The following is a 20652-nucleotide window of genomic DNA, read 5'->3' as shown; positions in this document are numbered from 1 at the left end:
GTCGTCGCCCGGCGTTCGGACGTCACTTCACGTGGATGCTGTCAACGATCTTCGTCCGGTCCGCGTCGCTGAGCTTGCCCTGCTGGGCGTCGATGCGGACGGAGTAGATCTTCCCTTCGGAGTCGACGCCCGTGATGACCACACCGTCGACCGTCGCGCCCTTCGGGGGCGACTGCGGCACACCCGTGCCGGTGTAGGTGAAGTCGATGCGCTTGGCATCCTTCGCACCCTCGATGTCCGCGTTCTTCGTGCCCTTCACCTCGGTGGTCGCCATGAGGAGGGCCCGGCCGACGGAGGCGGCGTCGTCACCGGTGGAGGCGTCGGCGAAGCCGCTCTGGATCGACACCTTCACCGTCGGCCGGTCCCCCTCGTTCTGAAGGGCCGCGGCGTCGTTGAGTTTGCCGCGCTCCGCCTTGGTCTGCTCGGTGAGGCCCGGCGGGTAGGCGAGCGACACCGTGGGGCCCGCGAGCTTCTTCCAGCCGCTGGGCGTGGCGGGCGCAGCCGTGTCCGAGCCCTTCTCGCCGCCGCACGCGGCGAGCATCAGACCTGCGGTGAGGACGGCGGTCGTGACGGCGACAGTCCGCACCGTCCGCCGGACGGAAAGCTTGGTCATGATCACGTCTCCTTGTACCGGTGGATCACTTGGCACAGTAGCTGTACGGGAAGAACGAACGCTGTCCGGCGGACGGAGCCCCCAGGAACTCGGCCTTCGTCAGGCTCTTCTCCGTCTCGGAACTGGTGTAGGCGCCGTTGATTCCGGCGACTTCCAGGTTGATGTCGAGGCCGATCTCCTCGGACGAGGAGGAGCCGTCGTACTCCTGCTTGCTGACCTGGCCGTGGTTGAACGCGTAGTGGCCGAACGGGTCGCCCGCACCGGGGTCCTTGGTCGGCACCGGCGTCCCGGTGAACAGGTAGTTGAAGGCACTGTTCATGCCCTGGCCGGAGAACAACTGCGCCTTGATGGCGTCGGACTCGGCCTGGGACATGTTCTTGTCGTCCAGGGGGACGGTGGTGGTGATGACCTGGGTGGTCGTCCCGCCGCCCTTCTGGTTGCCGTTCACGTCGCCCTTGAGACCGGCGTTGGCCTCCGCCTTGCCCTCCAGGGTCCGCGTCATCGTGATGCTCTTCACCTTGCCGGTCTTGCTGTCGACCGTGACGGTGATGGCGCCCGCCGCCGAACCGGACGCCTCCGCACCCGCCTTGGCCGGCCCGGCCTCACCCTTCGCGTACGCACCGCCGGTGGCCTTGGCCTGGTAGGTGTACGCGTCGGTGTTGTTGATGTGGTTCTGCGTCAGCGTGACTTCCTGGGCCTCGGAGATCTTGAGGCCGGCCTCGATGGTGGCGCCGGGCTTCGGGGCCGGGGTGGTCGTGCCGTCCGGGTTGGTCGTGTCGGGGGCGTTCATCCCCGCACCGAACTGGAAGCCGGCCTGGGCGGCGACTTCGAGGCTGATCTTCTGCGTGGTGATGTGCTTGTTGCCGAGCTTGTCCTCGATGTTCTGCTTGAGGCGGCTCTCCTTGGCCTTCGGCCCCTTGCCGAACCAGCTGGCGATCTCGGTGGAACCGCCCACGATCGGACTGAGGTTGGAGAGCTTGTTCAGCCGGCTGAGCTTCTTGTACTCCTCGAGGTCCTTGCGGAACTGGTCCGCCTCCTCCTGGCTGTCGAAGACCCAGGTGTCGCCCGTGGTGACGGTGAGGCCGGCGCCGATCTCGACCTTGTCCTTGCCCACGTCGCCGATCTTGACGCGGGCCTTGGGCTTCTCGGTGCCCTTGATCGAGCCGGCGTCCGTGAAGGTGAGCGAGACCTGCTCGTCGTTGTCGTCGATCTTGCCGTCCTTGTTGACGTCCGTCTTGGCCTTGGACGTCGTCTCCTCGAAACCGAACTCGCCGCCGAACTCGACGCCGAGCGTCTCGAAGGAGACCCCGAACTTGCCGCCCTGGGTACCGGACTTGGTCACCGTGGCGCAGGTGAGAGGTTCGAACTCGGCGTTGGGATCGCCGCCCGCCTCACCGCCCTTGCCGCTGTCGCAGCCGGCGCTGCCGCCACCGATCGACGAGACGAGGCACTGGATCCGGTCACTGATCTGCCCGCCGAGGCCGGCCACCGCCATACCGCCGATGAGGGCCACGACGACCAGAATCGTGCCGAGGTACTCGAACGCGGTAGCCCCGCGGTCACCCCATCTGCTGCTGGGTATGGTCTCCCGATACCTCGTCCGCGGCATGGCTTGTCCTCCCGTATGGCCTTAGGGCAGGGAGGTTATGAGAGGTGCATCTGTTGCGACACGGGCCCGTGGGCCCAAATCCAGGTCCCAATTCGCCGGCCGCGACCCGCCGGCAGGCCTCTTCCGCGGGCAGAGGGCCCAACAGGTAGCGGACCGCGCATCAGTCGTTACGTAAGGTGATGCGCGGTCCCACGCCGGCCGCCGGCCCCCAGGCCCTCGGTCGGCGGGCCCCTGTGCGTCAGTAACGAGGGCCCGGCTGCTGACTGCGCGCTGCCATGGCCAGCGACACGACCCAGCCCACCAGGGTCCATCCCAGGAACAGGTTCAGCACGAGCACGGAACCCTTGTTCGGCACACCTCGCGAGAAGGCGACCAGCGTCGGCACGAAGTAGGCCACCACGCCGAACAGCAGCCCTAATACGACAATGAGTATGTTGCCGTCCGTAAAGCCCATTGGATCCCCCACAGCGTTCGGATAGGGAGATTCATTCTCCCTACCCGGCCACGGATGTCTACAGTGCGTTGACCATGATCACCGGACGGTGACCGACGGAGTCCGGGTCGTACGCCCGCCGCCCCTCACTACACTCCCCCGATGAACAACATACGGTGCACCCAGTGCGGCACGGTGGGACTGGAACCTGGCTTCGTCGAGGACTCGGGGCAGGGGACGCAGGGGTACGCACGCTGGATCGCGGGCCCCCTCCAGCGAGGCCCGTTCGGCGGCGCGAAGCGGATGGGCCGGCCGCGGTGGCAGATCGACGCATACCGCTGCCCCGCCTGCTCGCACCTGGAGCTGTTCGCCACCGAACGCGTCAACTGACGACCGTTCAGCCCGTTCGCCTCCACGTTCCCCCGTGAGCGCGATGGTGCCCGGAACCGGACTCGAACCGGTACGCCCCCGAGGGGCAGCGAGGTTTAAGCTCGCCGTGTCTGCATTCCACCATCCGGGCTTGGCGCGCGGCTCCGCGTTGGCACATGACCCTATCCGGGGGCTCCCCCCGGCCGGACGGACAGTGGCTCGATGTTGTCTTATTTTATTGATCGCTTGAGGGTCCGTCAGCACACGCGAGAGGCATAGTCACCTGCCTGGGCGGGGTGTCGGGTGCGGCGGTCGCGTATCCGAATTGACGGAAAGTCGCCGCACCCGCACAGCCGATGCGCCAGGGGCGCGCCATGGATCGCCAGGGCCGCGCCACCCCTACCGGGTGACGGTGTCGTTGACGCAGCGCAGTACCGGGTGCGTGCCCAGGGCCTCTGGGTCCGCCAGGACCGCTCCTGTGATCATGAACACCTTGCTCTCCCCGGGCAGCAGCGTGACGAGCATCTCGTCCACGGCGGCCGCCGGGTCCAGTCGGTCGGGGAAGATCGCGAGGTCCCGCACAAGCGTGCGGGCCGTCACCTCGACGCGGTAGCCGGGCGTCTCGCCCCCGCTCTCCGTCACCGTGACGTCGTACCGGGCCGGCGGCAGCGCCAGGCGGGTGTCCTCCTCGTAGAACTCCACCGCCCGGGTGTCACCGAGGCGGACGACCAGCAGCTCGCCGGCCCGGTCCGCCGGTTCGGCCATCGACGGCGGCAGCGGGACCCGGCCGGCCGAGCGTGCGGCCGTGCTCACCACCACCTCCTCCTCGGCCAGCACCGCCCCGTCCAGGCCCTGCCGGGTGAGGTGCAAGGTCCCCGCCCAGGGCGTGGGCGCGTCGTTGACGAGGTGGACGGCTCCGTCGCGCACCACGATCAGGCGGTCCGCGTACACGGCCCGCAGGGCGTACCACAGGGGTTTGCGGCGGCCGTCGCCGTCGACGGCCGACCAGGAGACGACCGGCCAGCAGTCGTTGAGCTGCCACACGATCGTGCCCATGCAGTACGGGGTGTGGGAGCGGAAGTGGCGGATGCCGAACGCCACCGCGCGGGCCTGGTTGAGCTGGGTGAGCCAGTGCCAGTCATCGAAGTCCGCACCGGGCTGCGGCAGGTGGTCACCCAGGCCCCTGAGCAGCTTGGCATTGCCGTCCTCGGCCTTCTGGTGGTGCGCCAGGAGCGGGGCGTCGGGGGTGAGCGGGCCGCTGATGGCGCGGCGCAGGGTGGCGTACGCGGGCGGGCCCTGGAAGCCGAACTCGGCGACGAAGCGCGGCACCCGGTCCGCGTAGGCGCGGTAGTCGGCCCGGTTCCACACGTCCCAGATGTGGATGGTGCCGCGGGCCGGGTCCTGCGGGTGGACGTCCTCGGTGCCGGAGTAGGGCGAGCCGGGCCAGTAGGGGCGGGTCGGGTCCGTCTCGGCGACGATCGCGGGGAGCAGCTCGTGGTAGTAGCCGTGGCCCCAGGTGCGGTCACCCAGCTCCTTCTGCCAGCCCCAGTCGGCGTGGCCCTCCAGGTTCTCGTTGTTGCCGCACCACAGGACGAGGGAGGGGTGCGGGGCGAGGCGGGTGACGTTCTCCCGGGCCTCGGCCGCCACCTCGTCCCACAGCGGCTGCTCCTCCGGGTAGGCGGCGCACGCGAAGGGGAAGTCCTGCCAGACCAACAGGCCTTTTTCGTCGGCCAGTTCGTAGAAGTCGTCGCTCTCGTAGAGTCCGCCGCCCCAGATCCGGATCAGGTTGACACCGGCGGCGACCGCCTGGTCGAGGCGGTCGGAGATCCGCTGCCGGGTGACACGAGTGGGGAAGCAGTCCTCGGGGATCCAGTTGACGCCGCGTACGAAGACGGGCTCGCCGTTCACCGCGATGCGGAACGCCTCGCGCTCCAGGGTGACGGCACGGAAACCGGTCCTGAGCCGGCGGACGTCGTCGCCCACGCGGACCTTCACGTCGTACAGCGGCTGTTCGCCGTGGCTGTGCGGCCACCAGACCTCGGCCTGGGGAACCGAGAGGGTGACCGAGATGCGGCGCTCGTCCTCCGTGGCGATGAACACGGCGCCCGCCCCGATCACCCCGACCTCGCCCGACAGCGGCGCGAAGCCGTCGTGTTCGACCTCCAGCTCGGCGGTCAGGCGCGGCACCCCGTCCGCGTCCAGGTCCGGCAGCAGCTTCACCGACGCGATCCGCGGACCGCTCCAGGTCTCCAGGGCGACCGGCCGCCAGATGCCGGAGGTCACCAGGGTCGGCCCCCAGTCCCAGCCGAAGTTGCACGCCATCTTGCGGATGAAGGCGTACGGCTCCGCGTACGCACCGGGCCGGTCGCCGAGCCGCTCGCGCAGCTCCTCGGCGTAGGTGTACGGGGCGGTGAACCGTACGTCGAGGGTGTTGGCGCCCTCGGCCAGCAGGGCGCGGACGGGGAAGCGGTGGCTGCGGTGCTGGTTGGCGGCGCGGCCCACCTCGATGCCGTTGAGCAGGACGGTGGCGACGGTGTCGAGGCCTTCGAAGCACAGGTCGGCGTGGTCGTGCCCGTCCGGCGTCCAGTCGAACGTGGTCCGGTAGGTCCAGTCGGTGCGGCCGATCCAGCCGAGCCTGTCCTCGTTGTCGTCCAGGTACGGGTCGTCGATCAGCCCCGCCGCGAGCAGGTCGGTGTGGACGCAGCCGGGCACGGTGGCGGGGACGCCCCCTGTGGGGAGCCCGAGGGGCACGGGGCTGTCGGCGCCGAGCGTCCAGCCGTCGTCCAGGGGCAGGTGGCGAAGGGTCACGCGGAGGTCCTTCCGCAGTCGGGGAGCTGGGCGCAGGCGACGAAGTGGTCCGGCTCGGTCTCGTACAGATCGGTGTCCGGGGCCCCGGCCTCGTGGAAGGCGCAGCTTTCCAGCGGTTCGGCCGCGGTCCACGGGGTGTTGAGCCGGGGCACGGCGGCCAGCAGGGTGCGGGTGTAGGGGTGGAGGGGGTTGCCGAACACCTTCTGGGTGTCGCCGCGTTCCACGACCCGGCCGCGGCGCAGCACGACGGTCTTCTCGGCGAGGTAGGTGCCCAGCGCCAGGTCGTGCGTGATGTAGAGGACGCCGAGGCCGCGTTCCTTGAGGACGGCGAGGAGGTTGAGGACGTCGATGCGGGTGGAGGCGTCGAGCATGCTGGTGATCTCGTCGGCGACCAGGAAGCTCAGGTCGAGCAGGAGGGCGCGGGCGATGAGGAGGCGTTGCAGCTGGCCGCCGCTGAGCTGGTGCGGGTAGCGGCCGAGCACCTGTCCGGGGTCCAGGCGCACGTCCCGTACGGCCTTCTCGACGCGGCCGGCCCACTCCTTGTCGGCGACGCCCGGGTGGTAGGCGCGGCGGATCATGTCGAAGACGCGGTCGGCCCGGAAGACCGGGTTGTAGCAGGAGAAGGGGTCCTGGAAGACGCCCTGGACGCGGCGGTAGAAGTCCTTTCCGGGGCGGACCGGCCGGCCGTCCAGGGTGAGGCTGCCGGAGCTGACTCCGGTCAGGCCGAGGATCATCCGGCCGATGGTCGACTTCCCGCTGCCGCTCTCGCCGATGAGGGAGACGACCTCGCCCGGTTCGGCGGTGAAGGACACCCGGTCCACCGCGGTGACGGAACCGCCGCCGAAGGCTCCGGCGCGGTAGGTCTTGGTGACGTGGTCGAGGGTCAGCATCAGGCCTTCCAGCATGCGACGGAGTGACGGGGGGCGATCTCGATGACCGGTGGTTCCTCGGCGCACCGCTCGTCGGCGAGCGGGCAGCGGTCGCGGAAGCGGCAGCCGGCCGGGGGGTTCAGGAGGGAGGGCGGGGCGCCCGCGATGCCCTTCAGCGGCTTGTCGGCGTACCGGGCGCCGACCTCGGGGAGCGAGCCGAGCAGGAGCTTGGTGTACGGGTGGCGGGGCGCGGTCGTCAGGACCTTCGTGGGCGCCTTCTCGGCGAGCTTGCCCGCGTACATCACCATGATCGAGTCGGCGATGTGCGAGGTGAGGCCGAGGTCGTGCGTCACGAAGATCATGCTGGTGACCAGGCCCTTGTCGCGCAGCCCGGTGAGCGCGCCGACGACGGCCCGCTGGGTGGAGACGTCCAGGGCCGAGGTGACCTCGTCGGCGATGAGGACGGACGGGTCGAGGAGCGTGGAGATCACCATGACGGTGCGCTGTTTCATGCCGCCGGAGAGCTCGATCGGGTAGCGGTTCAGGACGTCGTGGTCCAGGCCCACCAGGTCGAGGCGGCGGTGCAGTTCGGCGGTGTCCACGCTGACGCCGCGCGAGGCGAGCAGCTCGCGGATCATGCGTCCGATGCGGCGGGTGGGGTTGAGGGCGCTCATCGAGTACTGCGGTACGAGCGAGATCCGGTGGAAGCGGAAGGCGTTCATCGCCCGGTCGTCGGCCACGGGTACGTCGTCGCCGTCGAGGGTGACGGTGCCGCCCGCGTGCCGCATCCGGCCGTCGAGGCGGATCAGCGACTTGCCGAGCGTCGTCTTGCCGCAGCCGGACTCGCCCGCCAGGCCGAGGATCTCCCCGTCGGCCAGGTCGAAGGAGACGCCGTCCAGCGCCCGGACCTCGCCGCGCAGGGTGCGGTAGTGGACCCGGAGATCGGTCACGGTCAGGGTCATGTGCTCAGGCCTCCGGGAGAACGGTCGGGGTCATGTGCTCGGGCCTCCCCGGGAGAACGGACGGGGTCATGTGCTCGGGCCTCCCCGGGAGAACGGACGGGGTCATGTGCTCGGGCCTCCCCGGGATCGGTCACGGTAGAAGTCATGTCTCAGGCCTCGCGGAGCTTCGGATTGAAGACCTCGTCGAGGCCGACGTTGGCGACGTACAGCGCGCCGACGATCGCGGTGATCCCGGCGCCCGGCGGGACGAACCACCACCACATGCCGAGTTGAAGCGCGCTCCACTGCTGGGCGCTCTGCAGCATCAGCCCGAGCGAGACGCCCTCGGTGGGCCCGAGCCCGATGAAGTCGAGCGAGGAGGCGATCAGGATGGAGCCGCCGAAGAGCAGGATGAACATCATGAAGAGGTACGAGCTCATGTTGGGCGCGATCTCGCGGAAGACGATCCGCCAGGTGCCGCTGCCGCTGAGCCGGGCCAGGTCCACGAACTCCCGGGTGCGCAGCGAGAAGGTCTGCGCCCGGATCGCGCGCGCCGCCCAGGGCCAGGAGGTGAGCCCGATGAACAGTCCCTGCACGGCGACCGAGCGGACGCCGAGGTAGGCGTTGATGATCAGCAGCACGGCGAGCGCGGGCAGCACCAGGACCACGTTGGTGAGCATGTTGAGGATCTCGTCGACCGCTCCCCCGCGGTAGCCGGCCAGGAAGCCGACGAGCATGGCGATGACGGCGGCGATGGCCCCGCCGACGACGCCGACCAGGAAGGTGGCGCGCAGCCCGTGCACGAACTGGGCGTACACGTCCTGGCCGAAGGTGGTGGTGCCCATCCAGTACGTGCCGTCGGGCGGCGCGGCCTGCGGGCCCACGTACTCGTTGGGGTCGGCGTTGTCGAGCAGGGGCGGGCCGATGATCCCGGCGAGCAGGAGCAGCACGACGACGGTGAACCCGATGATGAGCTTCGGGTTGCGCACGGCGTAGTGGAGCGTCTCGCGGCCGGGCTTGGCCGCGGCGGTGGCCGCGGCGGGCTCGGTGGCCGGTTCGGGCACGGTGCTCATGACTGGCCTCCTGCCATGCCGGTACGGGTCCGGGGGTCGACGACGACGTACACGACGTCGATGAGGAAGTTGGCGATCAGTACGCCGATGACGATGAACAGGAACGCGCCCTGGAGCAGGAAGAAGTCCTGGTTCTGGATCGCGGCCAGGATCAGTGAGCCGAGCCCCGGATAGGCGAAGACGATCTCGGTGACGAGGGCTCCGGCCACCAGCACGCCCAGCTGGAGGGCGAGGCCGGTGATCTGGGGCAGGACGGCGTTACGGAAGGCGTAGCGGCGGATGAGCCGCTGCGGTGCGCCGAGGGCCGACAGGTAGGACGAGTAGTCGGACTCCAGCTCGTAGATGATCATGTTCCGCATGCCGATGGCCCAGCCGCCGAGCGCGACCAGGAAGAGGGAGAGGAACGGCAGTACCCAGTGCTGGAGCAGGTCCCAGGCGAAGGCGGTGGACCATGTCGGCTGGATGTCGAGGCTGTAGCCGCCGGAGAGCGGGAACCAGCCCGCCTTGGAGCCGAGCGCCCAGGCGAGGATGACGGCGATCCACATGTACGGCATCGCGGTCAGCAGGTAGCCCACCGGCAGCACGGTGTTGTCGAGCACCTTGCGGCGGGCCGCCAGCGCCCCGGCCCAGTTGCCGACGAACCAGCTGAGCAGGACGGCCGGGATCATCAGCCCCAGCGTGTACGGGAGTGCGTCGAGCAGCACGTCGGCGACGGGCTTGGGGAAGACCCAGATGGACAACCCGAAGTCGCCCTGCAGCAGGGCTCCCCAGAAGTGCAGGTACTGCTGCCAGACGGGTTCGTCGAAGCCGAAGAGGTTGTTGTAGTAGGCGCGCATGGCCTCGACGGCCTCGGGCTGCGAGACCCGGGCCCTGGCCACCATGGCGGCGACCGGGTCGCCGGGCATGAAGCGCGGGATCATCCAGTTGACGGTGACGGCGACGACGAAGGTCAGCGCGTAGATCAGAAGTTTGCGGGCGAAGTAGCGGCGCAAGGGAGCTCCCCGGAGAGAGCCCCGCCGTGCGGGCGGCGGTCAGGGCAGCATGCGCACGGCGGGGCGGTCATGGAAGGAGAAGGACCGGCGCGGGGCCGGTCCTTCTCAGAACGGCCGTGTCACTTGGCGGGCTTGAGCTGGGTGAGGGCTTCAAAGCCGCCCATCTCCAGCCAGTTGCGCCACAGCGCCGGTGCGTACTTGGGCGCGCCCGCGGCGTCGGAGGGCCAGTTCGTCCAGCTTCCGGTGGTGGACTGGGCCCACAGGCCGTTGTACCAGAGGGGGATGACGGGCATCTCCTTGAGCTGGATCGCCTGGATCTTGGAGATGATCTTCTTCATGCCCTCGGTGTCGTCCGTCTTCACCCCGCCGAGCTCCTGGACGAGCTTCCAGGCCTCGGGGTTCTCGTACCGGCCGAAGTTGACCGTGTTCTGCTGCTTCTGGACGGGCAGCTGGAACATGTACTCGTAGTACGTCCACGGGGTGTTGGACAGCTGGCGTTCGTTGTTGACGACCAGGTCGAAGTTGCCCTTGCCCCGCGTCTCGTTGAGGGCGTTCGCGTCGGGGAACTCGGTGGTGATGCTGATGCCCGCGTCCTTGGCGGACGAGGCGATGACCTTGGCGGCCTCCATCCAGTCGGTCCACCCGGTGGGCACGGCCAGCTTCAGACTGAGCTTCGAACCGTCCTTGTTCTCCACGAGGCCGTCGCCGTCGGCGTCCTTGTAGCCGGCGTCCGCGAGGATCTGCTTGGCCTTGTCGGTGTCGAAGGAGAAGCCCTCACTGGCCACCAGGCCCTGGTCGACGAACTTGTCCCACTGCGGGAGCAGACCCGTCGGGTTGGCGGGCTTCACCAGCTCCCCGTACACGCCCTTGACGATCTTTCCGGTGTCGACCGAGGCGGCGAGCGCCCTGCGGAAGGCCGCGTCGTTCATCGGCTTCTTCGTGGTGTTGGGCACCAGCCACGCCGTGTTGGCGGAGAGCATGTAGGGCGGCTTGTCGTAGTACGAGACGACCTTCTTGCTCTTGATCAGCGAGGAGGCGCCGGGCAGGAAGTTGTTGCTGAGGTCCAGCTGGCCCTGACCCAGCTGGCCGATGACGACCTCGTTGCTCGGGTTGGAGACGTCGACGATGTAGCGGGGCGCGGGCTTCATGGAGAGCGCCTTGACGCCCCACCAGTCGTCGCGCCGCTGCCACACGACCCGGTCCTGGGAGTGGCTCTTGAGGGTGTACGCACCGGTGCCGACCGGCTTGTCGTTGACGCCGTCGAGGATCTCCTTCTCGGAGCGCTTGCTCCAGATGTGCTCCGGGACGATCGGCTGCCCGTAGAGGGTGAAGTCCCACTCCTGGTAGCGGGCCTCCTTGAAGGTGAAGCGGACCGTCGTGGCGTCCACCGCCTTCGCGTCCGACAGCCAGCTCCACAGGGTGTGGAAGGACGAGGCCTCGATCTTGCCGATCCCGTAGGAGTACGCGACGTCCTTGGCGGTCAGCGGCTTGCCGTCCGACCAGGTGATGCCCGGGCGGAGCTTCACCTCGTACGTCTTGTCTCCGGTCCAGCTGCCCGACTCGGCCAGCCAGGGCGTCAGCTTGCCCGCGTTGGGGTCGAAGTGGAACAGCGTCTCGTAGACCAGCCCCTTGGTGCCGGTGGCGTGGTCCCAGTTGTGCAGCGGGTTGTAGTTGGCCGGCGGCCCCCACTGCGTACCGGTGGTGTAGAGCGTCTCGTTGCGCGGGAGCGCGCCGCCCCCACCACCGCCCGTGCCGCCGGAGCCGCCCGCCGACGAGCCGCCCCCCGTACACGCGGTGGCGGCGAGTCCGATCACGGCGAGCGTGGCCGCGATCCGTCCCCGGAATCCCGTACCCATCGTCCCTCCTTCTCCCCGCCGTCCCTGCCGAGCGGAGTTACTGAACCGGGTAAGTGCCGTGAAGCTAAGGCCGCCGGGAGACCGTGTCAAGAGTGCGGGAGCGCTCCCATCTCTTTATTTTCAGGGCCAGTTGGGCGATCATCATCCCTGGCAATAAGCCGCACCACGAGACAGCAGGCGACTAGGGTGTTCGTGTAATACGAACCGGTTAAGTGAGGTCGCATTGCCCAGACACCGCCCCACGATCGCCGACATAGCGCGCCGCGCCGGGGTTTCCAAGGTCGCGGTGTCCTATGCGCTGAACGACCGGCCGGGCGTCTCCGCAGCGACCCGCGCCACCATCAAGGCCATTGCCGAGGAGATCGGCTGGCGGCCCAACAGCGCGGCCCGCGCCCTCACCCGCGCCCGGGCCGACGCGGTCGGCCTCGCCCTGTGCCGGCCCGCCCGGCTGCTCGGCGTGGAGCCGTTCTTCATGGAGCTGATCAGCGGGATCGAGAGCGAGCTCTCGCCGCGCGGCTGCGCCCTGCTCCTCCAGGTCGTCACCGATCCGGCGCAGGAACTGGAGGTCTACCGCCGCTGGTGGGGCGAGGGCCGGGTGGACGGTGTGTTCCTCGCCGACCTGCGCAGCCCCGACCCGCGGATCGAGGGCGTCGCCGAACTGGGCCTGCCGGCCGTGGTGATCGGCCACCCCTCGGCAGCCGGCCCGCTCCCCTCCGTATGGTCGGACGAGCACACGGCGCTCCGGGACACCCTCACGTACCTGACCGCGCTGGGCCACCGGTCCGTCGCCCGGGTCGCGGGGCTGCCCGACCTCAACCACACGGGGCTGCGCGACCGGGCCCAGCGCGAGATCTGCGCCGAACTCGGGCTCGGCGAGCCCGTCATCGTCCATACGGACTACTCCGGACAGGACGGGGCGCACGCGACGCGGCGGCTGATCAGCTCCCCGCAGCGCCCCACCGCCGTCCTCTACGACAACGACATCATGGCCGTGGCCGGCCTCTCGGTGGCCCAGGAGCTGGGGCTCGACGTACCGGACGACCTCTCCCTCGTCGCCTGGGACGACTCCCAGCTCTCCCGGGTGGTCCGGCCGCCGCTCACCGCACTGAGCCGTGACATCCCGGCGTACGGGGGCCATGCCGCGCGCATCCTGCTGTCCCTGGTCGCCGACGGCACGGCGGCGGGCTTCGAGGACGCGGCGGCCCGCCTGGTCCCGCGCGGGTCGACGGCTCCCCCGCGGTAGCGGGTAGTCGACTCCGGCCCCGGAACGCGGCGGCCGGGGCCTCGGGAACCGCCTTGACCTGAAGTGCGATTGAGCTTCTAGCGTGTTCTCCAGTTGCCCGTCCGTCGAACAGGAGAAGGCCCTCATGATTCTCGTAACAGGAGCCACCGGGAACGTGGGAAGTGCGCTCCTCGCGGAACTGCACGCGTGCGGTGCCGGACCGCTGAGAGGGCTCACCCGTGACGCGGCTGGGGCCGTGTTCCCCGAAGGGGTCGAGGCCGTCGAGGGCGACTTCACGGACCCGGCCTCGTTGAAACCCGCGTTGAACGGGGTGCGCTCGCTGTTCCTCGTGTCGCGCCTGGGCCCGGATGCCGACATCCTTGAGGCCGCCCGGCAAGCGGGTGTCGAACACGTGGTGCTCGTGTCGTCCATCACGGTCCTGACCCATCCGCACCTCGGCCCCGCAGGCGAGAACCTGGCGGTCGAACAGCTCCTCAAGGACAGCGGCATGGCGTGGACGATCCTGCGCCCGACGCAGTTCGCCTCGAACTCCCTGATGTGGGCGGCGTCGATCCGCGCACACGAGACGGTCCGCGCGCCCTATGCGGACACCGGGCTCCCCACCATCCACCCCTCGGACATCGCATCGGTGGCGCGGGTGGCGCTGACGGAGCCCGGCCACCACGGGCAGATCCACACCCTGACCGGTCCTGAGCGGGTGACTGCCCGGCAGCAGGTCGCGGCCATCGCGGCAGTACTGGAGCGGCAGGTGCCCTTCGCCGAGATCAGCCGGCAGGAGGCCCACGCCCGGATGGCCGCGGTCTTCGGGGCCGAAGCCGCGGACGCGGTGCTCGACATCACGGGCGGGGACGTCAACGACGGGATACTGGCGGTGCGCCCCACGGTTTCGCAGGTCACCGGCTCCCCGGCCAGACCGTTCCAGCAGTGGGCCGCGGAGAACGCCGCCGCCTTCCGCTGAACCGCCCGGCACATCGACGGCACACCGTGGGTGTCATACCGCAGGAGTACGCCGGGCCCCTGTGATGCGACTCAAGGCTGTCCCGGGAACGGGCACCGGGAGTGACGACCTGCGGCCGGCCGGCGGAGACGATGGTGTGGTGCCCCAGCCCCGGGCCCCCGCCGCCCGGCGGGGCCGTCGGGCGGGCCCCCGTCCCGTACGAACCCGACCCTGGAGTCTCCCGTGACCACCATGTCCACCGCTCACCGCGCCACCGCGGTGGCCGCCCGCGCCACGGAACTCTCCAAGGTCTACGGAGAGGGCGAGACCAAGGTGACCGCGCTGGACCGGGTCACCGTGGACTTTCCGCAGGGCGAGTTCACCGCGATCATGGGACCGTCGGGCTCCGGCAAGTCCACGCTGATGCACTGCGTCGCCGGTCTCGACAGCTTCAGCAGCGGTTCCGTGCGCATCGGTGAGACGGAGCTGGGCTCCCTCAAGGACAAGCAGCTGACCCAGCTGCGGCGCGACAAGATCGGCTTCATCTTCCAGGCGTTCAACCTGCTGCCGACGCTCTCGGCGCTGGAGAACATCACGCTGCCGATGGACATCGCGGGCCGCAAGCCCGACCAGGACTGGCTGCGCAAGGTCATCGACATGGTGGGCCTCGCCGACCGGCTGAAGCACCGGCCCACCGAGCTCTCCGGCGGTCAGCAGCAGCGCGTCGCGGTGGCCCGCGCCCTGGCCTCCCAGCCCGAGATCATCTTCGGTGACGAGCCCACCGGAAACCTGGACTCCCGCTCCGGCGCCGAGGTCCTCGGCTTCCTCCGCAACTCGGTGCGCGAACTCGGCCAGACCGTGGTGATGGTGACCCACGACCCGGCCGCCGCCTCCTACGCGGACCGGGTCATCTTCCTGGCGGACGGGGCGATCGTGGACCAGATGATGCACCCCACCGCGGACGGGGTGCTGGACCGGATGAAGGCGTTCGACGCCAAGGGCCGCACCAGCTGAGCCCCGGCTCCCTCCCGCGCCCCTTTCCGGCCCCCTCCCCCCAGGACTGACAGCCATGTTCCGTACCGCCCTGCGCAATGTGCTCTCGCACAAGGCCAGGCTGCTGATGACCGTCCTCGCCGTGATGCTCGGCGTGGCCTTCGTCTCCGGCACCCTGGTCTTCACCGACACCCTCGGCAACGCCTTCCGCAACCAGTCGGCCAAGAGCTACGACGACATCGCCGTAGCCGTCACCACCTACGCCGGCGGGAACGACGAGAAGTCCGGCGCCATCGACGCCGCCACCCTGAAGAAGATCCGGGCCCTGGACGGCGTGGCCTCCGCCACCGGCCGCGTCGACGGTTTCGCCGGCGTCGCCGACCCCGACGGCAAGCTCATCGGCAACGGCTGGTCCAACACCGGCTCCAACTTCGCCCCCGGCAAGGACGGCAAGGACGCGCAGTACACCTTCACCGACGGCTCCGGACCGACCGCCGCGGGCAGCGTCGCCCTGGACAAGGACACCGCGAGGAAGGGCGAGTACAAGGTCGGCGACAAGGTACGGGTCGCCACCAACGGGCCGGTGAAGGAGTACACCCTGTCCGGGGTCTTCACCACCGAGGACGGCGCGGTCAACGCCGGCGGCAGCCTGGTCCTGTTCGACGCCCCCGTCGCCCAGAAGCTGTTCCTGCGCCCGGGCGAGTTCCGCGACGTCACCCTGACCGCCGCGCCCGGCGCCTCCGACCAGCAACTGCTGACCGCCGTGAAGCCGCTGCTCCCCGAGAACGCCGAGGCCAAGACCGGCCAGGTGCGCGCGGACGAACAGGCCGACCAGACCGAGAAGGCCCTCGGCAGCCTCAACAAGCTGCTGCTCGCCTTCGCGGGCATCGCCCTGTTCGTCGGCATCTTCCTGATCGCCAACACCTTCACCATGCTGGTCGCCCAGCGCACCAAGGAGCTCGCACTGCTGCGCGCCGTCGGCGCCTCGCGCCGCCAGGTCAAGCGCTCGGTGCTGCTCGAAGCGGCCGTGGTCGGTGTGATCGCGTCCGTCGTCGGCTTCGCGCTGGGCCTCGGTCTCGCGGTCGGGCTGCGCTCCGCGATGAGCCTGATCGGCGGGAAGATCCCGGCCGGACCGCTGGTCGTCGCACCGTCCACCGTCGCCGCCGCCTTCGGCGTCGGCGTCCTGATCACCGTGCTGGCCGCCTGGCTGCCCGCCCGCAGGGCCGCGAAGATCCCGCCCGTCGCGGCGATGAACAGCCAGTACGCGGTGGCCACGGTGAAGTCCCTGGTGCTGCGCAACTCGATCGGCGGCGTCATCGCCCTGCTCGGCGGCGCGGCCGTCGTGGCCGGCGCGGCACAGGCCGGGTCGAACGGTCAGATGCTCCTCGCGGGCGGCGCCTTCCTGGCCCTGATCGGCGTCATCATCCTGATCCCGCTGCTGTCCCGCCCCGTGATCGCCCTGGTGCGCCCGCTGCTGCTGCGGCTGTTCGGGGTCTCCGGCAAGCTGGCCGCGCAGAACGCGGTCCGCAACCCGCGGCGTACCGGCGCCACCGCCTCCGCACTGGCGATCGGCCTCACCCTCGTCACCGGCATCTCGGTGCTCGGCGTCACCCTCGGCCAGGCGGTCGACAAGGCGACGACGGACAACATCAAGGCCGACTACATGGTCTCGATGGCCAGCGGCGACCCGCTCGACAAGTCGGCGCTCACCGCCCTGGAGAAGGCCGCCGGCGTCACTGCGGTCTCCCCCCAGCAGGCGACCTGGCTGGACATCGGCGACACCTCGCTCTCCGCGTCCGGTGTCACCCCCGGAGACGTGCAGAAGGTCCTCACCGTCGACACCGTCGCGGGCTCCCTGGACGCCCTGGGCAAGGGCGAGATCGCCGTCTCGGACAAGACCGCGAAGTCGCACGGCTGGAAGCCCGGCGACAACGTCCAGGTCACGTACGAGGACGACAAGAAGGGCACCCTGAAGGTCGGCGCCCTCTACAAGGACAACGAGTTCCTCTCGCCGGTCCTGATCCCCCGTGAGGTCGTGGCCCCGCACCAGGGCCGTGCGGACATCCGCGAGATCTGGGTGAAGACGGACGGCGGCGCGAGCGCGGCCAACGAGCAGGCGCTGGTCGACGCGCTGGGCGACAACCCCGGCATGAGCATCATGGACCGCAAGGACATCCGTGACATGTTCGGCGGCTCCATCAACCTCGCGATGAACATCATGTACGGGCTGCTGGCCATGGCGCTGATCATCGCGGTGCTCGGGGTCGTCAACACCCTGGCCATGTCGGTGTTCGAGCGGCAGCAGGAGATCGGCATGCTGCGGGCCATCGGCCTGGACCGGCGCAAGGTCAAGCGCATGATCCGGCTGGAGGCCGTCGTCATCTCGCTCTTCGGCGCGGTGGTCGGCATCGGGCTCGGCATGTTCCTGGGCTGGGCGATCGGGCAGACCGTGTCGGCGGAGATCCCGGGTTACGTCCTGGTCGTCCCGTGGGGCCGGATCGCGGTCTTCCTGCTCCTGGCCGGTCTGGTCGGGGTGCTGGCCGCCCTGTGGCCGGCCCGCAACGCCGCGAAGCTGAACATGCTGACGGCGATCAAGACGGAGTAGCACCACGTGAGACACGGCCGAGGGCCGGTTCCCGCTCGGAGCGGGAACCGGCCCTCGGCCGTGTTCTGCCTCAGCCGGTCGCGTCGGCCTTCCAGTCGCGGGCGCGCAGCGGCATGCGGGCGCCCCCGCCGTCGGCCGGCCGGACCGCGAGGATCTGGTTCACGCCGATCTTGTTGTGCTCGAAGGAGAGTGCGGAGGCGGCCATGTAGAGCCGCCAGACCCTGGCCCGGCCGGGCGAGGTCATCCGTACCGCGCGCTCCCAGTCACGCTCCAGGTTGGCGACCCAGCGACGCAGGGTCAGGGCGTAGTGCTCGCGGAGCGACTCGACGTCGCGGGCCTCGAAACCGGCTTCTTCGAGGGTCGCGACGGTCCGGCCCACCGGGGCCAGTTCGCCGTCCGGGAAGACATAGGCGTCGATGAACTCGTCCACGTGGTACGCGGACTCGTCCTTCTCCGGGCGGCGGGCGATCTGGTGGTTGAGGAGGCGCCCGCCGGGCTTGAGGAGTGCGTAGAGGTCGTCGGCGTACTCGCGGTAGCGAACCGAGCCGACGTGTTCGGCCATGCCGATCGAGGAGATGGCGTCGTACGGGCCGTCCCTGACGTCCCGGTAGTCCTGGACCCGGATCTCGATCCGGTCGGTCAGCCCCTCCTCGGCGATGCGCTTCCTGGCGAAGGCGGCCTGTTCGACGGAGAGGGTCACTCCGGTGACCCGGGCGCCGTACTCGCGGGCGGCGTGAATGGCCATGGAGCCCCAGCCGCAGCCGACCTCCAGGAGACGGTCGTCCTCCTTCAGCGCGAGCTTGCGGCAGACCAGGTCGAGCTTGTCGCGCTGGGCGTCCTCGAGGTTCCCACCGTCCTCCCAGTAGGCGCAGGAGTAGACCATGGACGGGCCGAGGACCAGTTCGTAGAAGTCATTGCCCACGTCGTAGTGGTGGCTGATGGCCTCCTTGTCACGGCGCTTGGTGTGCAGCGTGCCGGTGCGGCGGCGTACCTCCTCGGGCGGCGGCGGGGGCGGGGGCCAGGGACCGGCCAGTTGGAGCAGCCCCTTGGCGGCGGCCCTCAGCTTCGGGTCGCGGACCGGGTGGACGCTGTCCTTCGCCTCGCCGCCGCGTTCCCAGAGGAGCCCGGCCATCAGGTCCAGGGCCCCGTACAGGTCTCCTTCGATGTCGAGTTCCCCGGCCACCCAGGCGCGGGCCAGGCCCAGTTCGCCCGGCTTCCAGAGCAGGCGGCGCAGGGCACGGCGGTTCCTGATGACGAGGACAGGGGCGCCGGGGGGCCCGGATTCGCTGCCGTCCCAGGCCCGGATGCGGACCGGTAGGGGTTCTCCCAGCAACTCCTGGGCGAGAACGGTCAGCCGCAACGCGGCGTCTGCCATGGCGCACACCTCCGTGATGGTGTTTCCCAACGTGCCCAGACATGCCCACACATGTCTCGGACCACGCCCCGGCACTCTTGGCGTCGCGGCGAGGTACACCCCCCACAACAGTCTCCGGCGGCCGGACCATCCCGCTACTGCGCAACGGAACGGCAAAATACCTGTATCACACATGCATCCGCCGGGGCGCTGGTCCCCGCACTCCCGCACCGGCCGCCGCGCCGACCTGCACCGATACGCCGAAGGGGCCGTCCGCACCACGGATGGCGGACGGCCCCTTCGGGCGTCGTGCGACTGTCTGTCGCGGATACGGATATCCGCGGACCGGACCGGCGGGCCGGGGCCCTCCCGTCCGGGCGGGACTAGGAGGCCTTGGCCTTCTCGCCCACGGGCTTGGCGGCGGCGGGGGCCGGCGCCGGCTTGGCGGCCTCGTAGAACTCCTCGCGGGGAGTCTCCATGGCACCGAGCGAGACGACCTCGCGCTTGAGGAACATCGCCAGGGTCCAGTCGGCGAAGATCCGGATCTTACGGTTCCAGGTCGGCATCGCCATGCCGTGGTAGCCACGGTGCATGTACCAGGCGAGACGGCCCTTGAGCTTGATCTTCACCTTGCCCATGACGATCATCGCGACGCCCTTGTGCAGGCCCAGACCGGCGACCGCACCCTTGTTGGCGTGGCTGTAGTCGCCCTGCGGGAAGCCGCGCATCCCGGAGATGACGTTGTCACCGAGGACCTTGGCCTGACGCAGCGCGTGCTGGGCGTTCGGCGGGCACCAGGCGTTCGGGTTACCGGCCTTGCGGCCGACCAGGTCCGGCACCTGGGCGTTGTCGCCCGCGGCCCAGATGTAGTCGGTGCCCTGCACCTGGAGCTTCTCGGAGGTGTCCACGTGGCCACGCGGGCCGAGCGGCAGACCGAAGCGGGCCAGGGCCGGGTTCGGCTTCACACCGGCGGTCCACACGATGGTGTTGGAGTCGACCTCCAGGCCGTTCTTCAGCACCACGTGACCGTCGACGCAGGAGTCCATGGAGGTCGAGAGGAAGACCTCGACACCGCGGGACTCCAGGTGCTCCCGGCCCCAGGTGCCCAGCTTCGGGCCGACCTCGGGAAGGATCTTGTCGGCGGCGTCGACGAGGATGAAGCGCATGTCCTCGCGCTTCACGTTCGTGTAGTACTTCGCCGCGTCGCGGGCCATGTCCTCGACCTCGCCGATGGTCTCCGCACCGGCGAATCCGCCGCCCACGAAGACGAAGGTGAGCGCCCGGCGACGGACGTCCTCATCGGTCGTCGAGTCGGCCTTGTCCAGCTGCTCGAGAACGTGGTTGCGCAGGCCGATGGCCTCCTCGATGCCCTTCATGCCGATGCCCTGTTCGGCCAGGCCGGGGATCGGGAAGGTACGGGAGACGGCGCCCATCGCGATGACCAGGTAGTCGAAGGGCAGCTCGTAGGCCTCGCCGACGAGCGGCGCAACCGTGGCGACCTTGCGGTCCTGGTCGATGGTCGTGACGCGGCCGGTGAGGACCTCGGCCTTGGGCAGCACGCGTCGCAGCGGGACGACGACATGCCGAGGCGAGATGCTGCCGGCAGCAGCTTCGGGGAGGAAGGGCTGGTAGGTCATGTACGACCGGGGGTCGACGACCGTGACGGTCGCCTCTCCATAGCGCATCTTCTTCAGAATGCGCCGAGCTGCGTACAGGCCTACGTACCCACCGCCTACTACGAGGATCCTGGGACGCTCCGTGGTGCTCATGCCATCGAGTATCCACCCCCCTCGGGGGGCATGCTCGTGAGCCCCTTCACAAGGTATGGCCCACCCTCTGCTACACTTCGCCGCCCGCGTGACCCAGGTCATGGCCCGACAGGGGAACCACAACACCCTGGCGAACGTTGTTCACCGCTTGTGAGCTGGCGCTTGAGCCACCGGGCAGGGTGGACCAC

The 20652-nt window shown here is 69.6% G+C and carries 16 protein-coding genes and 1 tRNA gene; 5 read left to right on the top strand and 12 right to left on the bottom strand.

From position 1 onward, the window contains the following. Positions 1-22 precede the first annotated feature (22 nt). The 3 genes from ACIBJG_RS32185 to ACIBJG_RS32175 all read right to left on the bottom strand — a co-directional run bounded on the left by ACIBJG_RS32185 (position 23) and on the right by ACIBJG_RS32175 (position 2676). The gene (locus ACIBJG_RS32185; protein ID WP_399312915.1) at positions 23-613 is read right to left on the bottom strand and encodes a hypothetical protein; all 591 of its coding nucleotides are present in this window, start codon (positions 611-613) and stop codon (positions 23-25) included. 25 nt (positions 614-638) lie between these two features. Continuing rightward, on the bottom strand, positions 639-2222 hold the full coding sequence (locus ACIBJG_RS32180; protein ID WP_399312913.1) for a hypothetical protein: 1584 nt from the start codon (positions 2220-2222) through the stop codon (positions 639-641). 238 nt (positions 2223-2460) lie between these two features. Further along, positions 2461-2676, bottom strand: a complete 216-nt coding sequence (locus tag ACIBJG_RS32175; RefSeq protein WP_399312910.1) for a superinfection immunity protein — start codon at positions 2674-2676, stop codon at positions 2461-2463. A gap of 141 nt (positions 2677-2817) precedes the next feature. Between ACIBJG_RS32175 and ACIBJG_RS32170 the strand changes: the two genes are divergently transcribed. Further along, positions 2818-3045 carry a hypothetical protein gene (locus tag ACIBJG_RS32170; protein WP_399312908.1) on the top strand — a complete coding sequence of 76 codons (228 nt, stop codon included), beginning with the start codon at positions 2818-2820 and terminating at the stop codon, positions 3043-3045. Positions 3046-3089: 44 nt separating this feature from the next. On the opposite strand, the gene ACIBJG_RS32165 is transcribed toward ACIBJG_RS32170, so the two are convergent. The 7 genes from ACIBJG_RS32165 to ACIBJG_RS32135 form a co-directional block, all read right to left on the bottom strand. After that, a tRNA-Leu gene (locus ACIBJG_RS32165) sits at positions 3090-3175 on the bottom strand. A 248-nt stretch (positions 3176-3423) separates the two neighbouring features. Further along, positions 3424-5832, bottom strand: a complete 2409-nt coding sequence (locus ACIBJG_RS32160) for a glycoside hydrolase family 2 protein (RefSeq protein WP_399312906.1) — start codon at positions 5830-5832, stop codon at positions 3424-3426. After that, positions 5829-6737 carry an ATP-binding cassette domain-containing protein gene (locus ACIBJG_RS32155; RefSeq protein ID WP_399312904.1) on the bottom strand — a complete coding sequence of 303 codons (909 nt, stop codon included), beginning with the start codon at positions 6735-6737 and terminating at the stop codon, positions 5829-5831. The genes ACIBJG_RS32160 and ACIBJG_RS32155 overlap by 4 nt, the downstream gene beginning before the upstream one ends. Beyond that, complete coding sequence (locus ACIBJG_RS32150) at positions 6722-7663, bottom strand: ABC transporter ATP-binding protein (RefSeq protein WP_399312902.1); 942 nt, start codon at positions 7661-7663, stop codon at positions 6722-6724. Before ACIBJG_RS32150 ends, ACIBJG_RS32155 begins: the two co-directional genes overlap by 16 nt. A 149-nt stretch (positions 7664-7812) precedes the next feature. Continuing rightward, positions 7813-8715 (bottom strand): ABC transporter permease, encoded by a 903-nt coding sequence (locus ACIBJG_RS32145; protein WP_399312900.1) that lies wholly within the window; start codon positions 8713-8715, stop codon positions 7813-7815. Further along, positions 8712-9707 (bottom strand): ABC transporter permease, encoded by a 996-nt coding sequence (locus ACIBJG_RS32140; protein ID WP_399312898.1) that lies wholly within the window; start codon positions 9705-9707, stop codon positions 8712-8714. Before ACIBJG_RS32140 ends, ACIBJG_RS32145 begins: the two co-directional genes overlap by 4 nt. Before the next feature lie 119 nt (positions 9708-9826). After that, on the bottom strand, positions 9827-11563 hold the full coding sequence (locus ACIBJG_RS32135) for an ABC transporter substrate-binding protein (RefSeq protein ID WP_399312896.1): 1737 nt from the start codon (positions 11561-11563) through the stop codon (positions 9827-9829). Positions 11564-11786: 223 nt separating this feature from the next. Here ACIBJG_RS32135 and ACIBJG_RS32130 point away from each other — a divergent pair, with 223 nt between their 5' ends. The 4 genes from ACIBJG_RS32130 to ACIBJG_RS32115 all read left to right on the top strand — a co-directional run bounded on the left by ACIBJG_RS32130 (position 11787) and on the right by ACIBJG_RS32115 (position 17341). Continuing rightward, positions 11787-12806, top strand: a complete 1020-nt coding sequence (locus ACIBJG_RS32130; RefSeq protein ID WP_399312894.1) for a LacI family DNA-binding transcriptional regulator — start codon at positions 11787-11789, stop codon at positions 12804-12806. A gap of 124 nt (positions 12807-12930) precedes the next feature. Next, on the top strand, positions 12931-13764 hold the full coding sequence (locus tag ACIBJG_RS32125; RefSeq protein WP_399312892.1) for an NAD(P)H-binding protein: 834 nt from the start codon (positions 12931-12933) through the stop codon (positions 13762-13764). A gap of 222 nt (positions 13765-13986) precedes the next feature. Then, positions 13987-14757, top strand: a complete 771-nt coding sequence (locus ACIBJG_RS32120; protein WP_399312890.1) for an ABC transporter ATP-binding protein — start codon at positions 13987-13989, stop codon at positions 14755-14757. 55 nt (positions 14758-14812) lie between these two features. Next, the gene (locus ACIBJG_RS32115) at positions 14813-17341 is read left to right on the top strand and encodes an ABC transporter permease (RefSeq protein ID WP_399312888.1); all 2529 of its coding nucleotides are present in this window, start codon (positions 14813-14815) and stop codon (positions 17339-17341) included. A gap of 70 nt (positions 17342-17411) precedes the next feature. Here the strand turns inward: ACIBJG_RS32115 and ACIBJG_RS32110 are convergent, their stop codons facing one another. Together ACIBJG_RS32110 and ACIBJG_RS32105 are read right to left on the bottom strand one after the other, a co-directional pair. Continuing rightward, a complete protein-coding gene (locus tag ACIBJG_RS32110; protein WP_399312886.1) occupies positions 17412-18716 on the bottom strand; it encodes a class I SAM-dependent methyltransferase in 1305 nt (434 codons plus the stop codon). 362 nt (positions 18717-19078) lie between these two features. Next, positions 19079-20464 carry an NAD(P)/FAD-dependent oxidoreductase gene (locus tag ACIBJG_RS32105; RefSeq protein ID WP_362542815.1) on the bottom strand — a complete coding sequence of 462 codons (1386 nt, stop codon included), beginning with the start codon at positions 20462-20464 and terminating at the stop codon, positions 19079-19081. Positions 20465-20652 lie beyond the last annotated feature (188 nt).

Origin of the sequence: Streptomyces sp. NPDC050422 (assembly GCF_044458665.1) — a bacterium.
GTDB lineage: Bacteria > Actinomycetota > Actinomycetes > Streptomycetales > Streptomycetaceae > Streptomyces.
Note: the sequence above shows the minus strand (reverse complement) of the source record. Positions and strands in the feature narration are given on the sequence as shown.